Origin of the sequence: Streptomyces morookaense, assembly GCF_013030945.1 — a bacterium.
GTDB classification, from domain to species: domain Bacteria; phylum Actinomycetota; class Actinomycetes; order Streptomycetales; family Streptomycetaceae; genus Streptomyces; species Streptomyces morookaensis.
The window spans coordinates 107,998-127,006 of the sequence record NZ_JABBXF010000014.1; the positions used below are offsets into that span (position 1 = coordinate 107,998).

Annotated in this window: 15 protein-coding genes; 5 read left to right on the top strand and 10 right to left on the bottom strand. The window is 71.3% G+C overall.

Annotated elements, in window-relative coordinates:
- Positions 1 to 39: 39 nt before the first annotated feature.
- Genes HG542_RS08385 through HG542_RS08410 form a run of 6 tightly spaced genes read right to left on the bottom strand, consistent with a single transcriptional unit; the run spans position 40 to position 8,236 of the window.
- Complete coding sequence (locus tag HG542_RS08385) at positions 40 to 1,026, bottom strand: DMT family transporter (RefSeq protein ID WP_229922449.1); 987 nt, start codon at positions 1,024 to 1,026, stop codon at positions 40 to 42.
- Between the two features lie 28 nt (positions 1,027 to 1,054).
- A complete protein-coding gene (locus HG542_RS08390) occupies positions 1,055 to 3,391 on the bottom strand; it encodes a penicillin acylase family protein (protein ID WP_171079463.1) in 2,337 nt (778 codons plus the stop codon).
- A complete protein-coding gene (locus HG542_RS08395) occupies positions 3,388 to 4,881 on the bottom strand; it encodes a pyridoxal phosphate-dependent decarboxylase family protein (protein ID WP_171079464.1) in 1,494 nt (497 codons plus the stop codon). Before HG542_RS08395 ends, HG542_RS08390 begins: the two co-directional genes overlap by 4 nt.
- Before the next feature lie 12 nt (positions 4,882 to 4,893).
- Entirely contained in the window at positions 4,894 to 6,699 is a 1,806-nt protein-coding gene (locus HG542_RS08400) for an NAD(P)/FAD-dependent oxidoreductase (RefSeq protein ID WP_171079488.1), read from the bottom strand.
- Positions 6,699 to 7,505 carry a GNAT family N-acetyltransferase gene (locus tag HG542_RS08405; RefSeq protein WP_176606331.1) on the bottom strand — a complete coding sequence of 269 codons (807 nt, stop codon included), beginning with the start codon at positions 7,503 to 7,505 and terminating at the stop codon, positions 6,699 to 6,701. Before HG542_RS08405 ends, HG542_RS08400 begins: the two co-directional genes overlap by 1 nt.
- Positions 7,502 to 8,236, bottom strand: a complete 735-nt coding sequence (locus HG542_RS08410; RefSeq protein WP_306665284.1) for a gamma-glutamyl-gamma-aminobutyrate hydrolase family protein — start codon at positions 8,234 to 8,236, stop codon at positions 7,502 to 7,504. Before HG542_RS08410 ends, HG542_RS08405 begins: the two co-directional genes overlap by 4 nt.
- 430 nt (positions 8,237 to 8,666) lie before the next feature.
- On the opposite strand from HG542_RS08410, the gene HG542_RS08415 reads away from it, so the two are divergent.
- From HG542_RS08415 to HG542_RS08425, 3 genes are all read left to right on the top strand, one after another.
- Positions 8,667 to 9,749 (top strand): lysine-2,3-aminomutase-like protein, encoded by a 1,083-nt coding sequence (locus HG542_RS08415; protein ID WP_171079465.1) that lies wholly within the window; start codon positions 8,667 to 8,669, stop codon positions 9,747 to 9,749.
- Positions 9,746 to 11,026, top strand: a complete 1,281-nt coding sequence (locus tag HG542_RS08420) for a preATP grasp domain-containing protein (RefSeq protein WP_171079466.1) — start codon at positions 9,746 to 9,748, stop codon at positions 11,024 to 11,026. The genes HG542_RS08415 and HG542_RS08420 overlap by 4 nt, the downstream gene beginning before the upstream one ends.
- A 131-nt stretch (positions 11,027 to 11,157) precedes the next feature.
- A complete protein-coding gene (locus HG542_RS08425) occupies positions 11,158 to 12,048 on the top strand; it encodes a DMT family transporter (protein ID WP_171079467.1) in 891 nt (296 codons plus the stop codon).
- A 40-nt stretch (positions 12,049 to 12,088) separates the two neighbouring features.
- Here the strand turns inward: HG542_RS08425 and HG542_RS08430 are convergent, their stop codons facing one another.
- Positions 12,089 to 13,018 (bottom strand): NADP-dependent oxidoreductase, encoded by a 930-nt coding sequence (locus HG542_RS08430; RefSeq protein ID WP_229922491.1) that lies wholly within the window; start codon positions 13,016 to 13,018, stop codon positions 12,089 to 12,091.
- 195 nt (positions 13,019 to 13,213) lie between these two features.
- Between HG542_RS08430 and HG542_RS08435 the strand changes: the two genes are divergently transcribed.
- Positions 13,214 to 14,113 (top strand): 4Fe-4S domain-containing protein, encoded by a 900-nt coding sequence (locus tag HG542_RS08435; RefSeq protein ID WP_171079469.1) that lies wholly within the window; start codon positions 13,214 to 13,216, stop codon positions 14,111 to 14,113.
- 22 nt (positions 14,114 to 14,135) lie between these two features.
- Here the strand turns inward: HG542_RS08435 and HG542_RS08440 are convergent, their stop codons facing one another.
- Together HG542_RS08440 and HG542_RS08445 are read right to left on the bottom strand one after the other, a co-directional pair.
- Positions 14,136 to 14,966, bottom strand: coding sequence for an SDR family oxidoreductase (locus HG542_RS08440; RefSeq protein WP_171079470.1), 831 nt, complete (start codon positions 14,964 to 14,966; stop codon positions 14,136 to 14,138).
- Between the two features lie 166 nt (positions 14,967 to 15,132).
- On the bottom strand, positions 15,133 to 16,023 hold the full coding sequence (locus tag HG542_RS08445) for an SGNH/GDSL hydrolase family protein (RefSeq protein ID WP_229922448.1): 891 nt from the start codon (positions 16,021 to 16,023) through the stop codon (positions 15,133 to 15,135).
- Positions 16,024 to 16,196: 173 nt separating this feature from the next.
- Between HG542_RS08445 and HG542_RS08450 the strand changes: the two genes are divergently transcribed.
- On the top strand, positions 16,197 to 17,402 hold the full coding sequence (locus HG542_RS08450; RefSeq protein WP_171079472.1) for a PucR family transcriptional regulator: 1,206 nt from the start codon (positions 16,197 to 16,199) through the stop codon (positions 17,400 to 17,402).
- A gap of 72 nt (positions 17,403 to 17,474) precedes the next feature.
- Here the strand turns inward: HG542_RS08450 and HG542_RS08455 are convergent, their stop codons facing one another.
- Entirely contained in the window at positions 17,475 to 18,785 is a 1,311-nt protein-coding gene (locus tag HG542_RS08455; protein WP_171079473.1) for an RICIN domain-containing protein, read from the bottom strand.
- Between the last annotated feature and the right edge of the window lie 224 nt (positions 18,786 to 19,009).

Consider the following 19,009-nt stretch of genomic DNA (forward strand, 5'->3'; position numbering starts at 1 on the left):
GGCAGCGTATCCGTGGGGCTTGGTTTTTCCAAGTGATTGTCATGCCAAATGAGATGATTTCTCAGCACCCTCGCCCGCACCGCCCCGCACCGCGGCCCTGTTGAACAGATACGACCCCACCAGCACGCCCGCAATCACCAGCAACCCACCCCACAACTCATGGAACGTGGGCCCTCGTCCCTCCCACACCAGATTGAAGCCGGCGCCGAACACCGCCTCCATGCCGATCACCGGGCCCATGACCGTGGCCGGCAACAGCCGTGAGGCGATGTTCCAGAACCACGTCGCGCACCACGAGCCCAGCAGCGCCAGTGCCGCGCACCACAGCACGAACGGCCACAGGGTGCCTGGGTCCGAGAACGGCGACGGGCCGGAACCGGACCTCGCCAGCGGCACCAGGAACAGGGCGCCGCCGAAGGCGCCCAGGCCGATGCAGGCCGTCCATGTGGTGTTGTCCACCGCAGAACGCACGCGCTTGAGGACCATGCGGTTCGCCACGACGAAATAGGACCAGGCCACACTCGCCCCGAAGCCCAGCGCGGCGCCCACCAGCAGGTCGCGTTCGCTGCCCGACCTGAGCGCGGACGCGCCGGAGTTCACCAGGAGAAGCCCCGCCGAGATCATCGCGACCGGGAGCAGCAGCCTGCGCCACTCCAGTACCTTCTCCAGTGCGTTCGAGGCGAGGGTGACGAGGAGCGGGATCAGGCCCGTCAGTGTGGACGCGAGCACCCCGCCGCCGGTCGCCGAGGACAGCGACAGGAGCAAGTAGAAGCCGATGTAGCCCACCACCCCCAGGTGGAGGGCCGTCAGGACGGACCGCAGGCCCAGTTCGCGCAGGCCGCTGCGGCGCGTGAACAGCACGGCCGCGGACATCAGTCCGAACACCGTGTAGCGGCCCACGACCAGGTAGTACACGTTCACCGGCGCGACCGCCGCCGGGCCGAGAAACGTGAAGCCCCACAGGGCCGTTGCCGCGAGCGCCGACAACAGCCCCACGGCGAGCGAGCGGGGCGCCATGACGGTCATGAGTGCACCTCTTCCCCAATGAGCCAGGTCAGCCGTGCGCCTGCGCCACCGGGGTGAGGACGGTGCGGGTGCGGGTGTGCGCCTCGACTGCTTTCCTGCTGTAGTGGAGCGGGAACGACCGGTCCTCGCTCCAGTCCGGATACAGATCATCCCAGTGTGCGGCACCCGGGCGGCCGGACTGGCCGGGGCTGTTCATGGCGCGCGAGTTGTCCCAGCCCCCGACGTCCACCACGATGCGGAAGCTCGCTCCCTCGTCCTGGGCGAAGTGCCGGTCGTAGCCCGTGCTCATCACCGTGTCCCCGCTGCCCCCGCGTTCCCGGCGCGGCAGCCGCCCCCGGTGCCGGCCGAGGCGGCCGGCCAGCGGGTGCGCCGGTGCGGCATGGTGCAGGGCTCCCCAGCGCCAGCGGGCCGGGTCGTCGTCCCCGAGCAGATCCGCGGTCTCGCGCCGGGCCTCCCGCAACGAGCGCGTCAGCAGCACGTCCAGCGTGCTGCGGTCGTCTCGGCGCAGCGCCTCCAACAGGGCGATGTCGGTTCGGACGTCCACGCCGACCACCTCATCGGCCAGCAACCGCCGCATCGCCTCCGGCACCCGGTCCGGTGCCACGAGTGCGGACAGCGCGTGGCGCAGCAGCGCCGGGCGCAGGTGGCGGCGCGACCACACCTCGTAGAACGCCGCCGCAGCGGAATCGACCGTCTCGTCGCCGTCCCACGCGCGCAACAGCCCGACCACCCCGGCCACTTGCGCACCGGGCTCGTAGCCGTCCAGAGCCGCGCCCAGCACCCGGCCCGCAGCCAGGTTCACCGTGTCGCCCTGCAACCGCACGCAGTCCGCCACGGTCACCGCCGTCGCCTCGCGCAGGACCTCGGCGATGCGGTCGTACCGGAAGCGGTGGTCCCAGTCGAAGGCGACGGGGCACCGGTCGTGCGGGAAGTCCGCGGGCAGGTTCATCTCGTTGGCGCTGGCGAACCAGCCCTCCGGGGGATTCCGTACGGACGGCAGTCTGTCCGGTGCGACGTGGCCGGACCATTCGTACCGCCCGTCGCCGGGGACCGGGAGCGTGCCGTCCCAGCCCCGCCGCAGGGGGACGCGTCCCGCGGGGCGCCAGCCGATCGTGCCGTCCGGTGTCGCGTAGACGACGTTCTCGCCGGGGGTCCCCCAGCGGTCGAGCGCGTCGACGAACGCGTCGGCGGTGCGGGCCCGGAGCCATTCCAGGCTGCCGAGGTACGGGGCCGTGCCGGGTTCCAGCCATGCCGCCCGGACGGCGAACGCGGTGTGCCGGTCCGGGTCGGTGTGGACGACCGGTCCGTGCCGCGTGAAGCGCAGCTCCACGTCGACCGGTTCGCCGCCCGCCACGTCGATCGTCTCCCGGACGACCCGCATCGGCTCCCAGCGGCCGGCGTAGCGGTACTCGTCGGGGGCGCCGGGGCGGGTCTCGTAGACGTAGAGGTCCTCCTGGTCGATCGCGAAGATCGTCACCCCGAAGGCGACGTGCCCGTTGTGCCCGATCGACAGGCCGGGCAGTACGGGTTCGCCGGCGCCGATGGCGTCGAGGCCCGGTGCCGAGAGGTGGACGAGGTAGCGGAGGGAGGGCACGGTGATCGCGCGATGCGGGTCGTTGGCGAGCAACGGGCGCCCGGTGGCGGTCCGTTGCGCGCCGATCACCCAGTTGTTGCTGCCTTCCGGACGGGTGTGCGGAGACGAAGGGCTGTCATCGGTGAAGTCCACCGGTGCGGTCGCCCGCCGGTAGTCGGCGAGGACGTCGTCGGGGATCAGCGATAGATCGAGTCCGTCGGGGACGCGCAGGCGCCGCCACGGCTCGCGTACCCTGCGCAGCTCCTCCACCTCGGGGCCGAAGTCCCGCAGGGTACGCGCACGGGCGACCTCCTGCTCGACGTTGCCGAACAGGCCGTGGCTGCGGATGACGGCGACGTCCCGTGGTTCCCATCGCGCCGGCCGGTACCCGAGCTCCCGGAATTCGGCCGGCAGCAGTTCGGGCCGCTGCTCGCACAACTCCACGTAGGCATTGATGCCGTCGGTGAAGGCACGGGCCACGCGTTCGGTTCCCGGACCGTACGCCGACCACTCGGCGTCCATGTCACCCCGGTAGAGGAACAGCCGTGCCGCCCGGTCCCGGGCCACGAACCGTTCCCCGAAGACCTCGGACAGTCTGCCGAGACCGCGGCGGCGCCACAGGTCCAGCTGGAACAGCCGGTCCCGGGCGGCCTGGAAGCCCTGCGCGCGGAACAGATCGTCCTCGGAACGTGCGTACAGGTGCGGTACGCCGTGGTCGTCGACCAGGATCTCCACCGGCTCGGCCAGCCCCGGGACCGGGTACTCATCGTCGTACTCCTCGCCGGGCTTCATCCCGGTTCCCCGGCCCGCAGCGCGGCGCCGGCCGACAGCACCTCGCGGACGAGGAAGTCGAAGTCCGCGAGCGTCGAACGGTGGTTGTTGTCGGCCACGCGGATCACGAACTTGCCGTCGAGCACCGTGTGCGACGGCATGGCCAGGCCCTCGGTCTGCAGCCGGGACAGGACGGCCCGGTTGACGCGGTCCAGGTCCTCGGGTCCGGCACCCGGCCAGACGTAGCGGAAGCACACCACGTTGAGGTCGCTGCGCGAGACGAGTTCCAGATGGTCGTCGGCCTCGACGAGCTCCGCCAGGTGGGCGGCCTGGGCGATGTTGCCCTCGATGGCCCGGGCGAAGGCGTCGATGCCGTGCGTCTTGAGCGCGAACCACACCTTCAACGCCCGGAAGCGCCGGGACTGTTCGATGCCGCGGTCGGCGAAGGACAGCGCGTAGGACGCAGGTCCCCCGGCCGTCTTGCTGATGTAGTCCGCGTGCGAGGCGAAGGCCGCCTCCAGCGCCCCGGCCTGCCGGGTGAGGACGCAGCTGACGTCGAACGGCATGTACAGCCACTTGTGCAGGTCGAAGACGAGGGAGTCGGCCTCGGTCAGCCCGAACAGCAACGCCCGGTGCGACGGCAGGAGCTGGGCGAACGCCCCGAAGGCGCCGTCGACATGGAACCAGAGGTTCTCCTCCCGGGCGACCGCCAGCAGGTCGTCCAGCGGGTCGACGGCCCCGGTGTTGACGGTGCCGGCGTTCCCGACCACGCACAGGGGGTGCAGCCCCGCGTCCCGGTCCGCGCGGATCGCGGCCCGCAGGGCACGGACGTCGATGCGGCGGCCGTGGTCCACCGGGATCTGGCGGAAGAAGCGGCTCCCGATGCCGAGCAGTTCGACCGCCTTCTCCAGCGAGTGGTGCGTCTCCGTGGATCCGTAGACGGTGAGCTGCGCGCCGCCGGCGAGGATGCCCTCGCGCCGGATGTCCGCGGCCGGCCCCTTCGCGCGGCGCGCGGCGGCCAGGGCGGTGATCTGCCCCATGGACGCGCCGCTCGTCAGCAGCCCGGAGCCGTCGGCAGGCCAGTGCAGGGCCTCCTGGAGCCAGGAGATCACCTGCTGTTCGACCATCATCGCGGCGTTCTCGCCCGAACCGAGCGTGCAGTTGATGAGGGAGGCGAGGAGGTCGCCGTAGGCGGCGACGGGCACGCCGGACCCGTTGGCCCAGCCCCAGAAGCGGGGGTGGATGTTGCCGCGGGGGAACGGCAGGACGGTGGCCCGGAATTCCTCGTACACCTCGTCCATCGGGATGCCCGTGTGCGGCAGCCCGGTGCCGAGGGCGGCGCGCACCGGGCCGGGGACCGGCTGCCACACGGGCCGGTCGCGGAGGCCGGCAAGGAAGTCGGCCATGTCGTCGACGATGCGTTTGCCGAGGGCCCGGAACTCCTCCCAGTCGGCGGGGTCGAGCGGGGCGGGGTCGGTGGGGTCGGTCGGGTCGATGGGGTGCCGGTTCATATGTGGTGGTCCTCAGTTGCCCGCGGCCAGTGATGGCAGCGGGGCCGCCGGTACCGGCGGCTCCTTGTCCGTCATGAACGCGGAGAAACGCTCGGGGTGGTACAGCGCGTGCATCGGGTGCGGTGTGCCGTGCAGCGAGGCCAGCACGGCGGCCGCGATGGCGGGGGCCTGGGCGAACCCGCCCGTGTTGTGGCCGCCGTTGATGACGAACAGCCGCGCCCCGGCGGTCGCCTCCGCGTGGTAGAGCCCGAGGGAGGTCGCGGTCCAGGGGCGTATGCAGTACTTGAACGCATAGTTGTCGCCGGCCCGGGACGACGCGCGGAGTCCGGCGCGGTCCGGGAAGAGCCGTTCGATGGTGTCGAGGATGCCGAGCCGGACGGCGGCAAGCCCGCGCTCGTCCGGCTCGGTGCCGGCACCGGTGTATCCGTACCCGGAGCCCACGATGAGGATCTCCTGACCGTCGGCGTCCAGCCCGACCGTCACGTTGGCGTCCTCGGTCACATGGCCGCGGCGCCCGACCTTGAGCGAATTGCCCAGCCGCGTCGCCCGGTTGCTGATCCGCATCCAGCCGCCGAGCACACCGTGGATCTTCCCCTCGCACGGTGTTCCCCGCAGCAGCTCCGGTCCGTACACCCCCGGCGACACGACGACGTGCGCGGAGCCGGGGACCGGCACGGCACAGTCGAAGCCGGTGACCGCGCCGGACGCGTCGCGCCGTACCCCCGTCACCTCGGTGTCCCAGTGGAAGCGGACGCCGCGGTCTTCGAGCCAGTCGACGATACGCCGGGTGAACTTGTGCACGTTGAGGGTGAACCCGGGCACGAGAAGGCCTCCGGCCAGGGTCCCTTCGCGCACCGGGCGGGCCAGTACCGGGTGGTCGCGGGCGAGCTCGGCGGGCGGGAGCTCGCGCAGCAGGGCGCCGATGGCGCGGTGCCGGGCCAGCGCCGCCCGGAGGTGGTCCGCGTCCGTGTACACGCGCAGGATGCCGTCGGCGAGGACGACGTCCTCGAAGAGTTCGGGACGGCGGTGCCGCAGCCGCGCCCACTCCCCCGCCGCCTCGGCGCCGAGCGAGAAGATGTCCTCGTTGTAGGTACGGGCAAGCCAGGAGGGGACGCGCTCGAACTCCTCGATCCAGCCGCGCTCTTCGGCGGTCAGCGACTGCGGGTCGCGGGCCAGCCAGCCGTTGTGCTCGACCGGCCGCCGGAAGAGGTCCGGTGCGGTGCCGTGGAAGTCCTGGTTGTGGTAGTCGTCCATCTCGGTGAAGGTGAACATGCGCGCGTCGTCGCCGGCGTGGCTGCAGCCGTACGCGGACCACGGGGCGGTGCCGGGCGCCGGGGACCTGTCGAGCACGGTCACGCGGAAGCCGTCCTCCGTGAGGCGGACGGCCGTGACGAGGTTGACGATGCCGGCGCCGATCAGGGCGACGTCGCGGTTCCCCGCACCGGCCGGCGCCGGGAGCGGCTGGGGCGGGCGGGTGAACGCGAAGTGCCGCTCGCAGTGGCCGAGGGCCGTGGCGATCGTCTCCAGGCTGCTGCCCGCGTGCCGGGACTCGGCGATGTCCGTTCCGCCGAGCGGCTGTGCGCAACCTGTCGCGTACGAGAGGAACTTGGGTCCCGGTATGTCCTGCGACCAGCGGTGCAGCACCTCGTCGCCGGGCCGCCGCGAGGTGATCAGGCCGGTGGCGCCGTGCAGGACGAGGGCGTCGAGCAGCTGCTCACCGGGGGCGGTGTCCAGCGAGGGGTCGTGCACGATGTTTCCGGACCGCAGGAAGTCCGAGGTTTCCAGACCGGCGTCGGCGAGAGTGAGCAGAATCTTCATCACGCTTGAGATTCCTGTTCTGGGATGGGGCGTTGCGGGGCCTGCGCTGCCCCATCGGGCACCTGCCGGCCGCGCGCGTCGTCGAACGGCGGAGGGCGGCGGTGCATGCGCAGTCGTGCGGGGCCCGGCCCGTCGAAGTCGAAGTCGATTCCGGCGCCGGTCCATCCGTCCCGGAAGGCCTCCTCCAGGGCGCCGGTGTCCTGGAAGGGGACGGTCCGCTCCGGCGTTCCGGCGGGTGCGGGGGGCCAGCCCTGCGGGTTGGGCCGGTACAGCAGGAAGCGCAGCTTTCCGCCGAACTTCCGCACGATGCCGATGGGTTGGAATCCGGCTTCCGACAGGGTGCGTACGCCGTGCGGGTTGTGCGGTGAACTGGTGGCGAACAGGTGCCGGATGCCGGTGTCCGATCCATCCGCCGCGTCTGCTCCGTCCGCTCCGTCCGCCAAATCCGCAACGTCCGCCAGGGCGCGGGCGTTCATGAGCCGGGCGAGTCCGTGCCCGCGCCAGCCGGGCAGCACGGCGACGGTGTCCCAGTGGCCGACGGCGGTGTGCTCCTCCGGTGGCAGAGCGCTGTCCTTCGCCAGGTTGAACGGGCGGTCGCGGGGAAAGTAGACGATCCGGTAGGCCACGGTCTCGCCGTGGTGCAGCACGCCGTAGCAGCGGCCGCCGTCGGCCAGGCAGTAGGCGATGAACTCGGGTGTGCTGGTCTGGAAGATGCCCGGGTCCGGCAGGGCGGAGGCGATCCGTTCCTGGAGGCCGAGCAGGAGTTCCAGGTCCCCGGGGCCGAGCCGGCGGACGTCGAACGTCATGGGGCGGCCGCCGCGGAGACGGCGGAGACGAAGGCCGCGATCAGAGGGTCGGGCTCGATATCACCCGGGTCTGCCGGGAGTTCGGGGTGCCACAGGACGCCCACGGTCCATGCCGGCCCCTCCCGCTCGATCGCCTCGGCGAGGGAGTCGTCCGACCTGGCCGTGACACGCCACCCGATGCCGCCCGGGGCCTGCTCGGGCTCGCCGAGGCCCTGATGGTGGTAGGAGGTGACCTTCAGCGGCTGTTCCCCGTAGGCGTCCGCGATTTTGCTGCCCGCGACGGGCGTGACGCAGTGCCGGGAGGGTTCTGTGAGGGACGTCCGGTGGGCGACGAGTCCCTGATTGACGTCCGGGACATGGGATATCAGCGGATTTCCGGTGACGGTGTGGAGTATCTGGGCGCCGCGGCAGATGCCGAGGGTCGGCAGTCCCCGGTCGAGCGCCGACCGGGCGAGCCGGGTCTCGAATCGGTCGCGTCCGGGCTGGTAGGGATATCCGGGCTGTGCGGTGGTGCCCGTGCAGTGGGCGGGGTCGATGTCCTCGCCGCCGGTGAGCAGCAGCCCGTCGACAGCGGAAAGATACGGTTCGCAGAGTTCTTCGGCAAGACAGGGTATGACCACCGGCAACCCGCCTGCACGGGCCACCTGCTCGACATATCCGCGATGAATGCTGTGGCTCTGTATGGCTTCGCGAAAACGTGACGTCACCCCGATGCGGGGCCTCATGCACATGTACCCAACTCCTCGATATCGAGCACGCAATGGGTATCGCCATGTGACCGGACGGCACGCTAACCGACCCCCGACGGGTCGCGCAAGATCTCCAGGGTGAACACTCCGCCGCAACACACCTGGTTTGTCAGGGCGTTGACAACGAACAACCGGGGACCTCACCATTATCGGCGTCCGGCGATCAAGGGCGCTCGTGCACCGCGCCCGAATGCGACAACGCCGCCGGCGCCGGAGGAGTTTCCTCCGTTACTCATGACAACTCCTCACGGGCAACTCCTCACGGCAACTCCTCACGGTGCACCTCCTCATGACAGCCCCGCACCGCCCCGGATTTCCGCTGCACCGGCCGGGACGGAGATTTCTGCGCCCTCGATCCATTCAGGCCGCCCTTGCCCCTGGGCAATGGCGCCGACGGGAGAGGTACTGACACGTGACTGGCCGATCCGTCCGCACGCCGAAAGACCTGCTGGCCAACAAACTGATCGACGAGGCCGACCTGCCGGAGATCGCCGATGTCGCCCGGCGCTATGCCGTGAGCATCACGCCGGCCATGCAGGACCGCATCTTCGAGACGGACGATCCGGTGGGCCGGCAGTTCGTCCCCACCGGGCAAGAACTGCTCGTCACCCCGGAGGAGAGCGACGACCCCATCGGCGACGACCCCTTCACCCCCGTGAAGGGCATCACCCACCGCTACCCGGACCGGGTGCTGTTCAAGCCGGTGCACGTCTGCCCCGTCTACTGCCGCTTCTGCTTCCGGCGCGAAGTCGTCGGCCCCGGTGACCAGATGCTCCGGGACGCCCACCTGGAGGCGGCCCTCGACTACATCCGCGCGCACCCCGAGGTGTGGGAGGTCATCTTCACGGGCGGCGACCCGCTCATCATCGCGCCCGTGAAGCTGCGCCCCATGCTGGAGGCGCTCGATGCCATCGAGCACGTGAAGGTCATCCGCTTCCACACCCGGGTACCGGTGGTGGACCCGCACCGGGTGACGGCGGATCTGGTCGACGCGCTCCGGCTCACGACGCCGGTGTGGGTCGTCGTCCACACCAACCACAGTCAGGAGATCGGCGACGACGCCCGCGCGGCGCTCGCCCGGCTCGTGGACGCCGGCATCCCGCTCGTCAGCCAGACCGTGCTGCTCAAGGGGGTGAACGACACCCCCGAGGCGCTGGAGGAGCTGTTCCGCACGCTGATCGTGAACCGCGTCAAGCCGTACTACCTGCACCACGGCGATCTGGCCAAGGGAACCGGCCACTTCAGGACCACCATCGGCGAGGGGCAGGAGCTGATGCGGCGCCTGCGCGGCAGGGTGTCCGGCATGTGCCAGCCCACGTACGTCCTGGACATCCCCGGCGGGCACGGCAAGGTGCCCATCGGGCCGGTGTACCTGGCGGACGACGCCGCCCGGGTCACCGACCCGTGGGGCGAGGAGCACGTGTACCCGCCGAAGCCCGCCGGAGGTCAGACCGAAGGTCAGGCTGAAGGACAGGCCGGAGGACAGGCCGGATGAGCAGCAATGCAACCAGCAGGCCCAGCCGCACGATCCTGGCGAACATCAACAGCGACACCATGGCCGAGAACCCCACGGACCGCTATCTGCGGGCGATGGCGCTGCCCACGCCCCGCATGCTGTGGGAAGCCGAGCCGGGCGACTGCGTGGTGATGCTGGCGCCGTGCCCGCCGCACTTCCGCGAGTACGTGGCGCACACCGTCGGTCTCGACGTGGCACAGGTCGACATCGTCGCCCCTGCCGGGACCGCCACCGTCCACGCCCTCGACGTCGCCGGCGCGCTCGGCGCGACCGGCCGCCTCGCCGATCGGCCCATGCTGGAACCCTTCGCCCTGGACCGCCCGGTCCTGGAGTTCGCCCGCCGGACCGGCGTGCAGTTGTACCCGTACTCCGCCCACCCCGACGACTCCGTTCTGGAGACCGTCCGCCGCGTCAACACCAAGAGCGGCATCCGGGAGACGGTGGCGGGCCTCGGACTGCCGGTCGCGGACGGTGGTTTCGCCGCCACCCGGGCCGAACTCGCCGGGAAACTGGCCGCGTTCCTCTCCGACCGCCCCGCCGTGATCGTCAAGACCGACCGGTCCTCGACCGGCTTCGGCAATCTGGTGATCGAGGCCGGCGCACGGGAGTCCCGGGCCCGGCGCGTCCAGGAGGCCCTCGGCGACGGGCCCGACCCCGCCTGCGGCTGGACGTACGAGGAGTACCTCCCCCTCACCGCCTCCCCGAGCATGGAGATGCTCTGCGAGGACGCCGGTGTCACCGAGTACTACAGCTGCGACCAGCGGACGGTGGACAACGCGTGGACGGGCATGGTGGCCCCCGCCGCCGAGGGCCCCTGGCACGGTGAACTGCGCAAGGCCGCCCTGCTCATCGGGGAATGGCTGCACGCCCGGGGCTACCGCGGCATCTTCGACGTCGACTGCGGCACGTACGACGGCGGTTACGTGGTCACCGAGGCCAATGTGCGCGTCACGGGCGGCACGTTCCTGGAGAAGCTGGCGCGCCGGCTGCGGCCCGGTGACGCGCCCGTGCACTGGCGGGCGGACAGCCGGCCCGGCGGGCCGGGCCCCGATTTCGCCGAAGCGCTGCGCCGCATCGAGGCCGCGGGCCTCGCCGACCCGTCCGCCGCGGCCCGGACCGTCCTCACGGCGGACACCCGGGAGACCGACGGGAAGTGGCGCTACCTGGTGGTGGGCCGGGACGCCGCGTCCGTCGCGGCGGCCGAACGGGAGACGGAGGCGCTGCTGGGCCTCGGCCCCGGCTCCGGCCCCGGGTGACCCGCCCAACCACCCCGCAGCCGGCGCCACATGACCGAATTGCGCATGGACGCACCGGCCGCCGCCCCGTGATCATTGCTGCCCGGCAGGCACCGCGACCGCCGGCGCTCCCCGACCAGAACGGCCTCCGCATGAACGTCGTCACCCGCCAGCGCGGCGGAATTCTGCCGCTGACCATCGCCTCGGTCCTCTGGGGCGTGTGGACCACGGCCGAGAAGTACTCGCTGTCCGGCCTCCCCGTGATGACCGTCCTCGGCGTCTCCCTTGCCGCCGCCACCGCCCTGCTGTGGGCCGTCCTGCTGAACAAGGGCCATCGGCGGCCGAACCGCGCCCAGTTGAGGCTGCTGGCCGTGCTGGGGCTGCTCGAGCCCATGCTGGGCTATGCCGCGATCAGCATGGGCCTGGTGCACATCGAGGCGACCCAGGGCGCCCTGCTGTCCGGGACCGAGTCCTGCTTCGTGGTGGCGCTGGCGGCGATCGTCAGCCGGCGCCTCCCCACGGTCCGCGGCATCACGGGCGTGCTGCTGGCCACGGCCGGCGTGGCACTGCTCAGCGGCGCGCACGCGACGCTCGGGCTGACACCGGGGGACCTGATGGTCCTCCTCGGCTCGCTGGCCGCGGCAACCTCCACCATCGTCGCGGGACGGGCCGTACTCGACCTGGAACCACTGGTGGTGACGGCCTATCAGTTCACGTTCGGCTTCCTGTTCACCCTGCCGCTGCTGGCCTGGCAGTGGGCGACGGACGGCGGCGACGGCGCGGCGACGGCCCGGCCGGGGCACTGGTTCGTGGTCGTGGTCGTCTGCGGCGGGGGCCTGGCGGCGGCCTTCCTGCTGTTCAACCACGCGATCACGCGCGTCTCGGTGTCGGCCGCGGGCGTCGTCCTCAACATCATCCCGTTGTTCGGCCTGCTGGCCGCCACCCTGCTGCTGGGCGAGAGCGTCAACCGCTGGCAGTGCTTCGGGGCCGTGCTGATCCTCGGAGGGATCTTCCTGTTCACGGAGTCGGATGTGGAGGGGTGACACACAATCCCCGGGAACGGTACTTCCGTACCGTTCCGCTTCACACCACCGCCAGCACGATCTTCCCGGTCAGGTGCCCCCGCTCGCTCTCCCGCTGGGCCTCCGCCGCCTCCGACAGCGGGTAGAGGCGGTGGATCGGCAGCTGCAGGATGCCCGACTCGAACAGGCCGAGGGCCGCCGTGAGGGCGGGCACCGTGCGGGACGCGCCCGGTTCGGCGCCGGAGGAGAAGCGGACGCCGTGGCGCAGGGCGCCCTGACTGTCGGCGATCGTCACGACACGGTCGGGGCCGCCCGTCAGCTCGACCGAGACGCCCACCGCGTCGCCCTTGCCCGCCGCGTCCAGGGCCGCGTGCACCCCGTCGGGGGCCAGCTCGCGGACCCGGTCGGCGAGGCCCTCGCCGTAGACGACCGGGTGGGCGCCGAGCCCGCGCAGGTAGGCGTGGTTGGCCTCGCTCGCGGTGCCGATGACATGGATGTCGCGGGCCCGCGCGAACTGTACGGCCATCGTCCCCACACCCCCGGCCGCGCCATGGACCAGCAGGGTCTCGCCCTCGCGGAGTTCCAGCAGCTCCAGGGCCCGCCAGGCCGTCTCGGCCGCCACCGGCAGCGCGGCGGCCTCCTCCCACGGCATCGAGACGGGCTTGGCGACCAGCCGGCTCGCGTCCGCCAGGGCGCGCTCGGCGTACGCGCCGGTGACCGTGGGGCCGAGCACGGCGTCCCCCGCCTGCACCCCGGTGACGCCGTCGCCGACCGCCTCCACCACGCCGGAGGCCTCCCGGCCGGGGACGCAGGGGAACTCGACCTGGACGAGCGCGGCCATGTCTCCGCTGCGGATCTTGTGGTCGATCGGATTGACCCCGGCGGAGCGCACGGCGATCCGCACCTGCCCCGGCCCCGGAACGGGCAGATCGATCTCGACGGGGTGCAGCACATCGGCGGATCCGTAGGTGCCGAAAGCAATGGCCTTGATCTTGGTCATGGGTTCACGATGCCTTGAAGGGGAGGATTCCGCGCCTCGAGCCCGCGCCTTGGGAGGCTTACTGTACACCTGTACAGTAAGGGCCGTTGCCGGGATCGGAGAGAGACACGGACGGCCCGGAAAACAAGATCGGGACCCCCTTCCGGTTTCCGCGCCGCCGGAGGTACTCCTGAAGCCATGACCCGCATGACCGAAGACCCTGGACAAGAAACCGAGTCCGGCTGGTACGTCGACGACCGCTGCATGAACTGCGACGTCGCCCGGCAGCTCGCCCCCAGCCTGATCGTGGAGACCGACGGCCGCTCGGCCGTACGCCACCAGCCGCGCAACGCCGCCGAGTTGCAGCAGCTGCACGCGGCCGCCCACGCCTGCCCCACCCGGTCGATCCGCCACCCCACGCAACAGCTCGACCCCGCCCTCGACCCGTTCCCGCTCGCCCTGGACGAGCACGTGCACCTCTGCGGCCACAACTCCCTCCGGACCGCCGGCGCCAACTCCTATCTCCTGCGCCGCCCTTCGGGCACGGCCATGATGATCGACACACCGCGCTGGAGCCCGGCGCTGGCCGACCGCTACGAGGCGGCGGCCGGACCGGTCACCGACGTGCTCCTCACCCACCGCGACCATGCCACCCACGGGCGCCGCTACGCCGACCGCTTCGGTGCGCGGCTGTGGATCCACGAGGGCGATCTCGACGCCGCCCCGGACGCCGACCGTGTCCTGTGCGGACAGCGGCCCACCGAGGTTGCGGAGGGCGTGGTCGCCCACCCGCTGCCGGGTCACACGCGCGGCAGCGTCCTCTACGTCGCCGACGACCTGTACTGCTTCAGCGGTGGCAGCTTCTACTGGTCCCGTATGACCGGGGACATCGAGATCGCGGAGAACGTCGTCTGGTACTCCGTCGACGAGTTGGCGGCCTCCCTCGCCCGTACGGCAGGCCACCTGCGCTTCGCATGGCTGCTGCCGGGCCACGGGGACCGCATGCGGCTGTCCGCCGACGACATGGGCGAACGGCTCGCGCGGCTGGCGGAACGCACGCGCGCACTCCGGCCCCGGCCCGTGGACTTCACGGCGCACCGCTGGTGAGCACCGCTGGTGAGACCCGCCGTCAGGGCTGCGGAACAGCGCACTCGGCGGCGCGGCTGACGTCCTCCCACTTCCGCCACGTCGCCATCCGGTCGCGGTAGATCTCCAGCGCCCCGTCGAACACGGCACTGCCGAGGATCAGCCGGAGCGGCGGCTCGTCGCTGTTCACCAGCTTCAGCAACGCCTCGGCGGCGAGCCGCGGTTCGCTGTCGACCGAGCCCTCGGCGTACTGCTCCGCCAGCTCGGCGCGCATGGATGCGTAGGCCTCCATCGGGGCTGCGGTCGTCATGTTGTTCCACAGGTCGGTCCAGTAGCCGCCGGGTTCGACGATGGTGGTCCTGACCCCGAAGCGGGCGGCCTCCATGGCCAGCGCCTCGCTCATCCCCTCCAGCGCCCACTTGCCGGCGTTGTACATCCCCGAGGACGCGTGGGCCGCGACGCCGCCGATGCTGGATATCTGGACGAGGTGACCGGACCCCTGGGCGCGCAACTGCGGCAGCACGGCCTGGCTCACCCACAGCGGGCCGAAGAAGTTGACGTCCATATGGGCCCGCGCCTCGGCCTCCGAGAATTCCTCGACGGCGCCGGCGGCGATGGTTCCCGCGTTGTTGACGACGATGTCGAGCCGGCCGAACGCCGCGACGGCCTGCTCGACGGCCGTGAAGACGGCGGCCCGGTCGGTGACGTCGACGCGCACGGTGACGAGCCGGCCCGGGTGGGCGGCGACGAGGTCGTCGAGGAGTTCGATGCTGCGGGCGGCGCCGACGACGCGGTCGCCCGCGTCGAGGGCGGCTTGTGTGAAGGCGCGGCCGAGGCCGCGGGTGGCGCCGGTGATGAACCAGACACGGGACATGAGGAGTTGGTCTCCTTTCGGGCGGACGACTTAATGAAGCGAGACGTTGCGTCTCGCGTCACCGTCATGAGTGTGCACCGCCCCCCGCCCGAAGATCAAGGGAATAAGGGAATAGCGGTGCCGCCCGGCCGAATCCCGGCCGGGCGGCACGCATACAGGAGTCGTCTCAGCCGTGCAGCGCCTTCAACACCGCGTCGGCCATGACCCGTTCACCGGTGGCGTTGGGGTGCAGCGACAGGGCCGGCTTGACGGGCAGGATCCCCTCGATCCAGCGGTCCGAGGAGCAGGCGTCATGACCCTTCGTCGCGTTGAACGTGTCGACGTACGTCGCGCCGTTCGCGGCGGCGGTCGTCGAGACCATGTCGTTGAGCTTGCCGATGACGGAGCGCAGGTAGGCGAGATCGCCGGTGGTGGCCGGCATCTTGAACAGACACTTCTTCGGGTCGTCGGGCAGCACCGCCGGGTAGCCGGCGACCAGCACCTTGGCCCGCGGCGCCTTCGCATGGATCCGCCGGAGCGCGTCGGCCAGTTGCGGCGCGGCGGCGTCGAGGCGGTTGCCGAGCGTGTCCCCGTAGTGGTCGCGGCAGGGGGCGCCGAACGGGTTGGTCACGGCGAGGGCGGCGCAGGTGGCCACGACGTCGACGAAGCCGAGGGCCGAGGTGCCGAGGTTGTTGCCGCCGATGGTGAGGGTGACCAGGCCGGTGCCCGGGGTGACGGCGTCGAGCTGGGGCCCGTTGACCGGTATGCCGACGTCGGTCTGGGTGGCGGTGAGCGCGTCCACCTTCGCGGCGGCACAGGTCACGTCCTTGTACGAGGACAAGGCGGCCTCGCGTTGGAGGGTCTCCGCCACCACGTGCCCGTAGTTGCGGGAGGAGCGCATGCACAGGCCCGCCGACTGTGCGGGGACTCCGGCCCCGGCGGCGTAGGAGTCTCCGAGGGCCACGTACGTACCGGCCGGGATCGCGCCGCCGTCCGCGGCGTGCGCGGGGGCGGCGACGGTGGCGAGGGATGCGGCGAGGAGAGCACAGGCGGCGGTCGCGCTGACGGCTCTGGACACGGTTCCTCCCGTGAAGGGGCAGAGGGGGTGAGGGAACACTTTCGAAACCGGCCGGTAACGTTCCCGGTATCGTCGCCGCCCTCCACGGCGTCGGCCATGTGCCGGCACACAGCAAACACGGAGGTGCTTTGTCCCTCGACACACCGTCCTAACTGCTCGGTAACCTGCGGTACATGAGCCGTCCGCCGTCCCCTCCCGCCGAAGTCGCCCCCGTGGCGGCCCTGCTGCTGCAACGCGCGCAGGAACTGGGCGAACGCATGGCCAAACGCATACGGACCGAAGTGGCCTACTACGCCAGCGAGGAACGCGTCTCCTCCGCGCTGCTGGGCGACTCGTGCCGGCGCAACGCCGAGCTGGTCTTCGGGCACCTCGCCGAGGGCTGCACGCCGGGCATGGCCCAGGCGCAGGACACGGGCCGCGAGGCGGCCCATATGGGCACGCCGCTGGCCGAGTTGCTGCACGCCTACCGCGTCGGCTCCGAATTCCTGTGGACGGAACTGGCCGCGGCGGCGGGTGCCGCCGAGGGGGTCAGCGCGGACACGATCGTGGCCCTGGCCGGCTGGTGGGTGAACCAGGGCCTCGCGGCGGCGGCCGGCGACGCCTACCGGGAGGCGGCCGCCCAACTGGCGCTCCGGCACGAGCGGGAGCGCTCCGCGCTCGTCGAGGCCCTCTTCACCGGGATGTTCACCGACCACACGACGCTCTGGGAGGCCGCCGACCGGCTCGGTCTGCCGACCGAGGGGCCGTACGTGGTGGTGGCGGCCGAGGTGCCCGCGCCGGGCCGGGAGGCACTGCCCGGCATCGAGGCCCGGTTGCTGACCGAACGGACGCGCTCGGCCTGGCGGCTGCTGCCCGATCTGCAGGCCGGCGTGGTCGCGGCCCACGGCCCGGCGGGCGAACGGACGGTGCTGCGGCTGCTGGAGAAGACGGCCGGCTGCCGGGTGGGCGTCAGCCCTCCGTACCGCACCCTCCAGGGCACCCCGCGCGCCCTGCGCCACGCGCGCCTCGCGCTGGCCGGCCTGCGCGGCCGCCCGGCGGGCGTCGCCCGCTTCGACGACAGCCCGGTGGCGCTGCTGGTGGCGGCCTCCCCGGACGAGGCCGTCCGCATCGCGCGGACGGCCCTCGCCCGGGTCCTGGAACTGCCGCCCGACGAACGGGCCCGGCTGGTCGACACGTTGGAGCAGTGGTACGCGGCGGGCGGCTCCGCGGCCGGGGCGGCGGAGCAGCTGTACTGCCACCGCAACACGGTCCGCTACCGCCTGCGCCGACTGGAGGAACTGACGGGCCGCTCCCTCCAGGACCCGCGCGCGGTCGCGGACTTGGCGGTTGCGCTGCGGGCGTTGAGGTTGCTGCCGGGGACGACGGAGGTCGGGTCTTGACGCGGCGGGTCATGCCGACGGATTCGTGCCGGTCGGACGAGGCGAGGAAGCTTCAGCACTCCCGAAGTCTCGTCACGAAGTCGCAGAGCAGAAGGGGAAACAGTCCCCGCTGCCCCCGGCATTGATCAGGACGTAGGTCCCGGTGCCGTCGGGCTTGCCCATGCTGTACTGGCGCAGGGGCTGGCCTTCGGCGTTGCGCTCGTGTCCGACCATGTATCCGGTGAACTTGTTCTGGACGCCGATCTTGTCCGAGCCGGGAACGTCCCGGTAGACGTAGAAGCGTTGGAGGTCGTCCGTCTTGCAGTCGGCTTGCTGCAGCGGGGCTCCTTCGTCGGCCGCGGTGCTCTCGGCGACGGCCAGGCACTTGTTGCTGGAGCGGTTGATGAAGATGTCCTCGGCGATGCCGCCGTTCTCCGGGCCGCGGCACACCTGCCACTGGTCCGGGTTGCCGAACCCACTGGGCGCAGCCCGCAGTTGGACGTTGTCGCCTCCGAGGAAGTCGGGCGCTGTCCAGAACAGGGAGCGGTCAGGCGTGGCGATCTTGTAGTAGTCCTTGTCGCAGGTGAAACCCGGGGGCACGGCGGGGCCGGAGGGCCAGTCGACCGGGTCCTTCGCCTTCTTCGCCTTCGCCGCCGGCGCGGAGGCCGCCTTCGCCGCCGGTGCGTGGGCGGCTGCCCGGGCGGCCGCGGTGCCGCAGCCGAGCAGGTCCTGCGCCCTCTTCATGATGCTGTTGCCGGGCACGGCGTCCTCGCACCGGACCGCGCCTTCCTCGAGCGTGGTGAAGGTCGTGTAGCTACCGCTGTCGGGGCCTGCGATCCACTTGGTGGCGAAGGCGCCGTTGCCCTGGTCGACGCGGTTGCAGTTGAGGCTGCCGTACTGGCCGGTGACCTTGCGGGTTCCCTCGTAGAGGGCGTAATAGCCGGGCTTGCGGAAGTCCCAGGTGATGGACTTGGACTGGCTGCTGGTGTGGGTGGAGGACATCTGCACGTTCAGGCCCAGGCTTCCGCCCACCTGACCGAGCACTCCGATCTGGAAGCTGCCCTGGATGTTGACCGAGAGGCCGACCTGGACCGTGACCACTTCCTGCGTGCTGGTCTCGACCGTCTGGCTGGTCGCCGACCCCTCGGTGACGTACCAACCCTTGAAGTGTGTGATCGTCGGCACTACCTGTGCGCTCTTGATGAATGGATACCGCTTGCCGAGGTCAGCGGATGTACAGACATCACCGAGCTTCGGGGTGTCGGCCGCTGCGGCAGGCTTCGGATGACCGGCCGCAACGGCCGGACCGGCCACGGCAGTCATGGCGGCGAGCATGGACGTGGCGGCCACTGCGAGGGCGACAAACCCTCGGGTCCAGCGGCCGGGCGATCTTAAGTGACTCATCATGCCCTTTCTCTGGCTGGTCCCGGGTGCATCGCAGACCGGAACCCTGCCGATGAATTCGGTCAGTGATGGTGCCCAAGCGGGGCGAACATAGCGTCACCAGTGACGACGGGACGATCCCGGAATCAGCCAGGCCCGCCAAACCTGGCGCCCGTGCATGGGTTTTCGGCATTCTTACCCGGCTCGGTTTCATCGGAATTTCATGGGCGGAGGCATGATGGCCC

Excerpts from the sequence above, each read along its gene's own strand:
- HG542_RS08385 (WP_229922449.1), bottom strand. The coding sequence starts at position 1,026 with ATGACCGTCATGGCGCCCCGCTCGCTCGCCGTGGGGCTGTTGTCGGCG.
- HG542_RS08390 (WP_171079463.1), bottom strand. The coding sequence starts at position 3,391 with ATGAAGCCCGGCGAGGAGTACGACGATGAGTACCCGGTCCCGGGGCTG.
- HG542_RS08395 (WP_171079464.1), bottom strand. The coding sequence starts at position 4,881 with ATGAACCGGCACCCCATCGACCCGACCGACCCCACCGACCCCGCCCCG.
- HG542_RS08400 (WP_171079488.1), bottom strand. The coding sequence starts at position 6,699 with ATGAAGATTCTGCTCACTCTCGCCGACGCCGGTCTGGAAACCTCGGAC.
- HG542_RS08405 (WP_176606331.1), bottom strand. The coding sequence starts at position 7,505 with ATGACGTTCGACGTCCGCCGGCTCGGCCCCGGGGACCTGGAACTCCTG.
- HG542_RS08410 (WP_306665284.1), bottom strand. The coding sequence starts at position 8,236 with ATGTGCATGAGGCCCCGCATCGGGGTGACGTCACGTTTTCGCGAAGCC.
- HG542_RS08420 (WP_171079466.1), top strand. The coding sequence starts at position 9,746 with ATGAGCAGCAATGCAACCAGCAGGCCCAGCCGCACGATCCTGGCGAAC.
- HG542_RS08425 (WP_171079467.1), top strand. The coding sequence starts at position 11,158 with ATGAACGTCGTCACCCGCCAGCGCGGCGGAATTCTGCCGCTGACCATC.
- HG542_RS08435 (WP_171079469.1), top strand. The coding sequence starts at position 13,214 with ATGACCGAAGACCCTGGACAAGAAACCGAGTCCGGCTGGTACGTCGAC.
- HG542_RS08440 (WP_171079470.1), bottom strand. The coding sequence starts at position 14,966 with ATGTCCCGTGTCTGGTTCATCACCGGCGCCACCCGCGGCCTCGGCCGC.
- HG542_RS08450 (WP_171079472.1), top strand. The coding sequence starts at position 16,197 with ATGAGCCGTCCGCCGTCCCCTCCCGCCGAAGTCGCCCCCGTGGCGGCC.
- HG542_RS08455 (WP_171079473.1), bottom strand. The coding sequence starts at position 18,785 with ATGAGTCACTTAAGATCGCCCGGCCGCTGGACCCGAGGGTTTGTCGCC.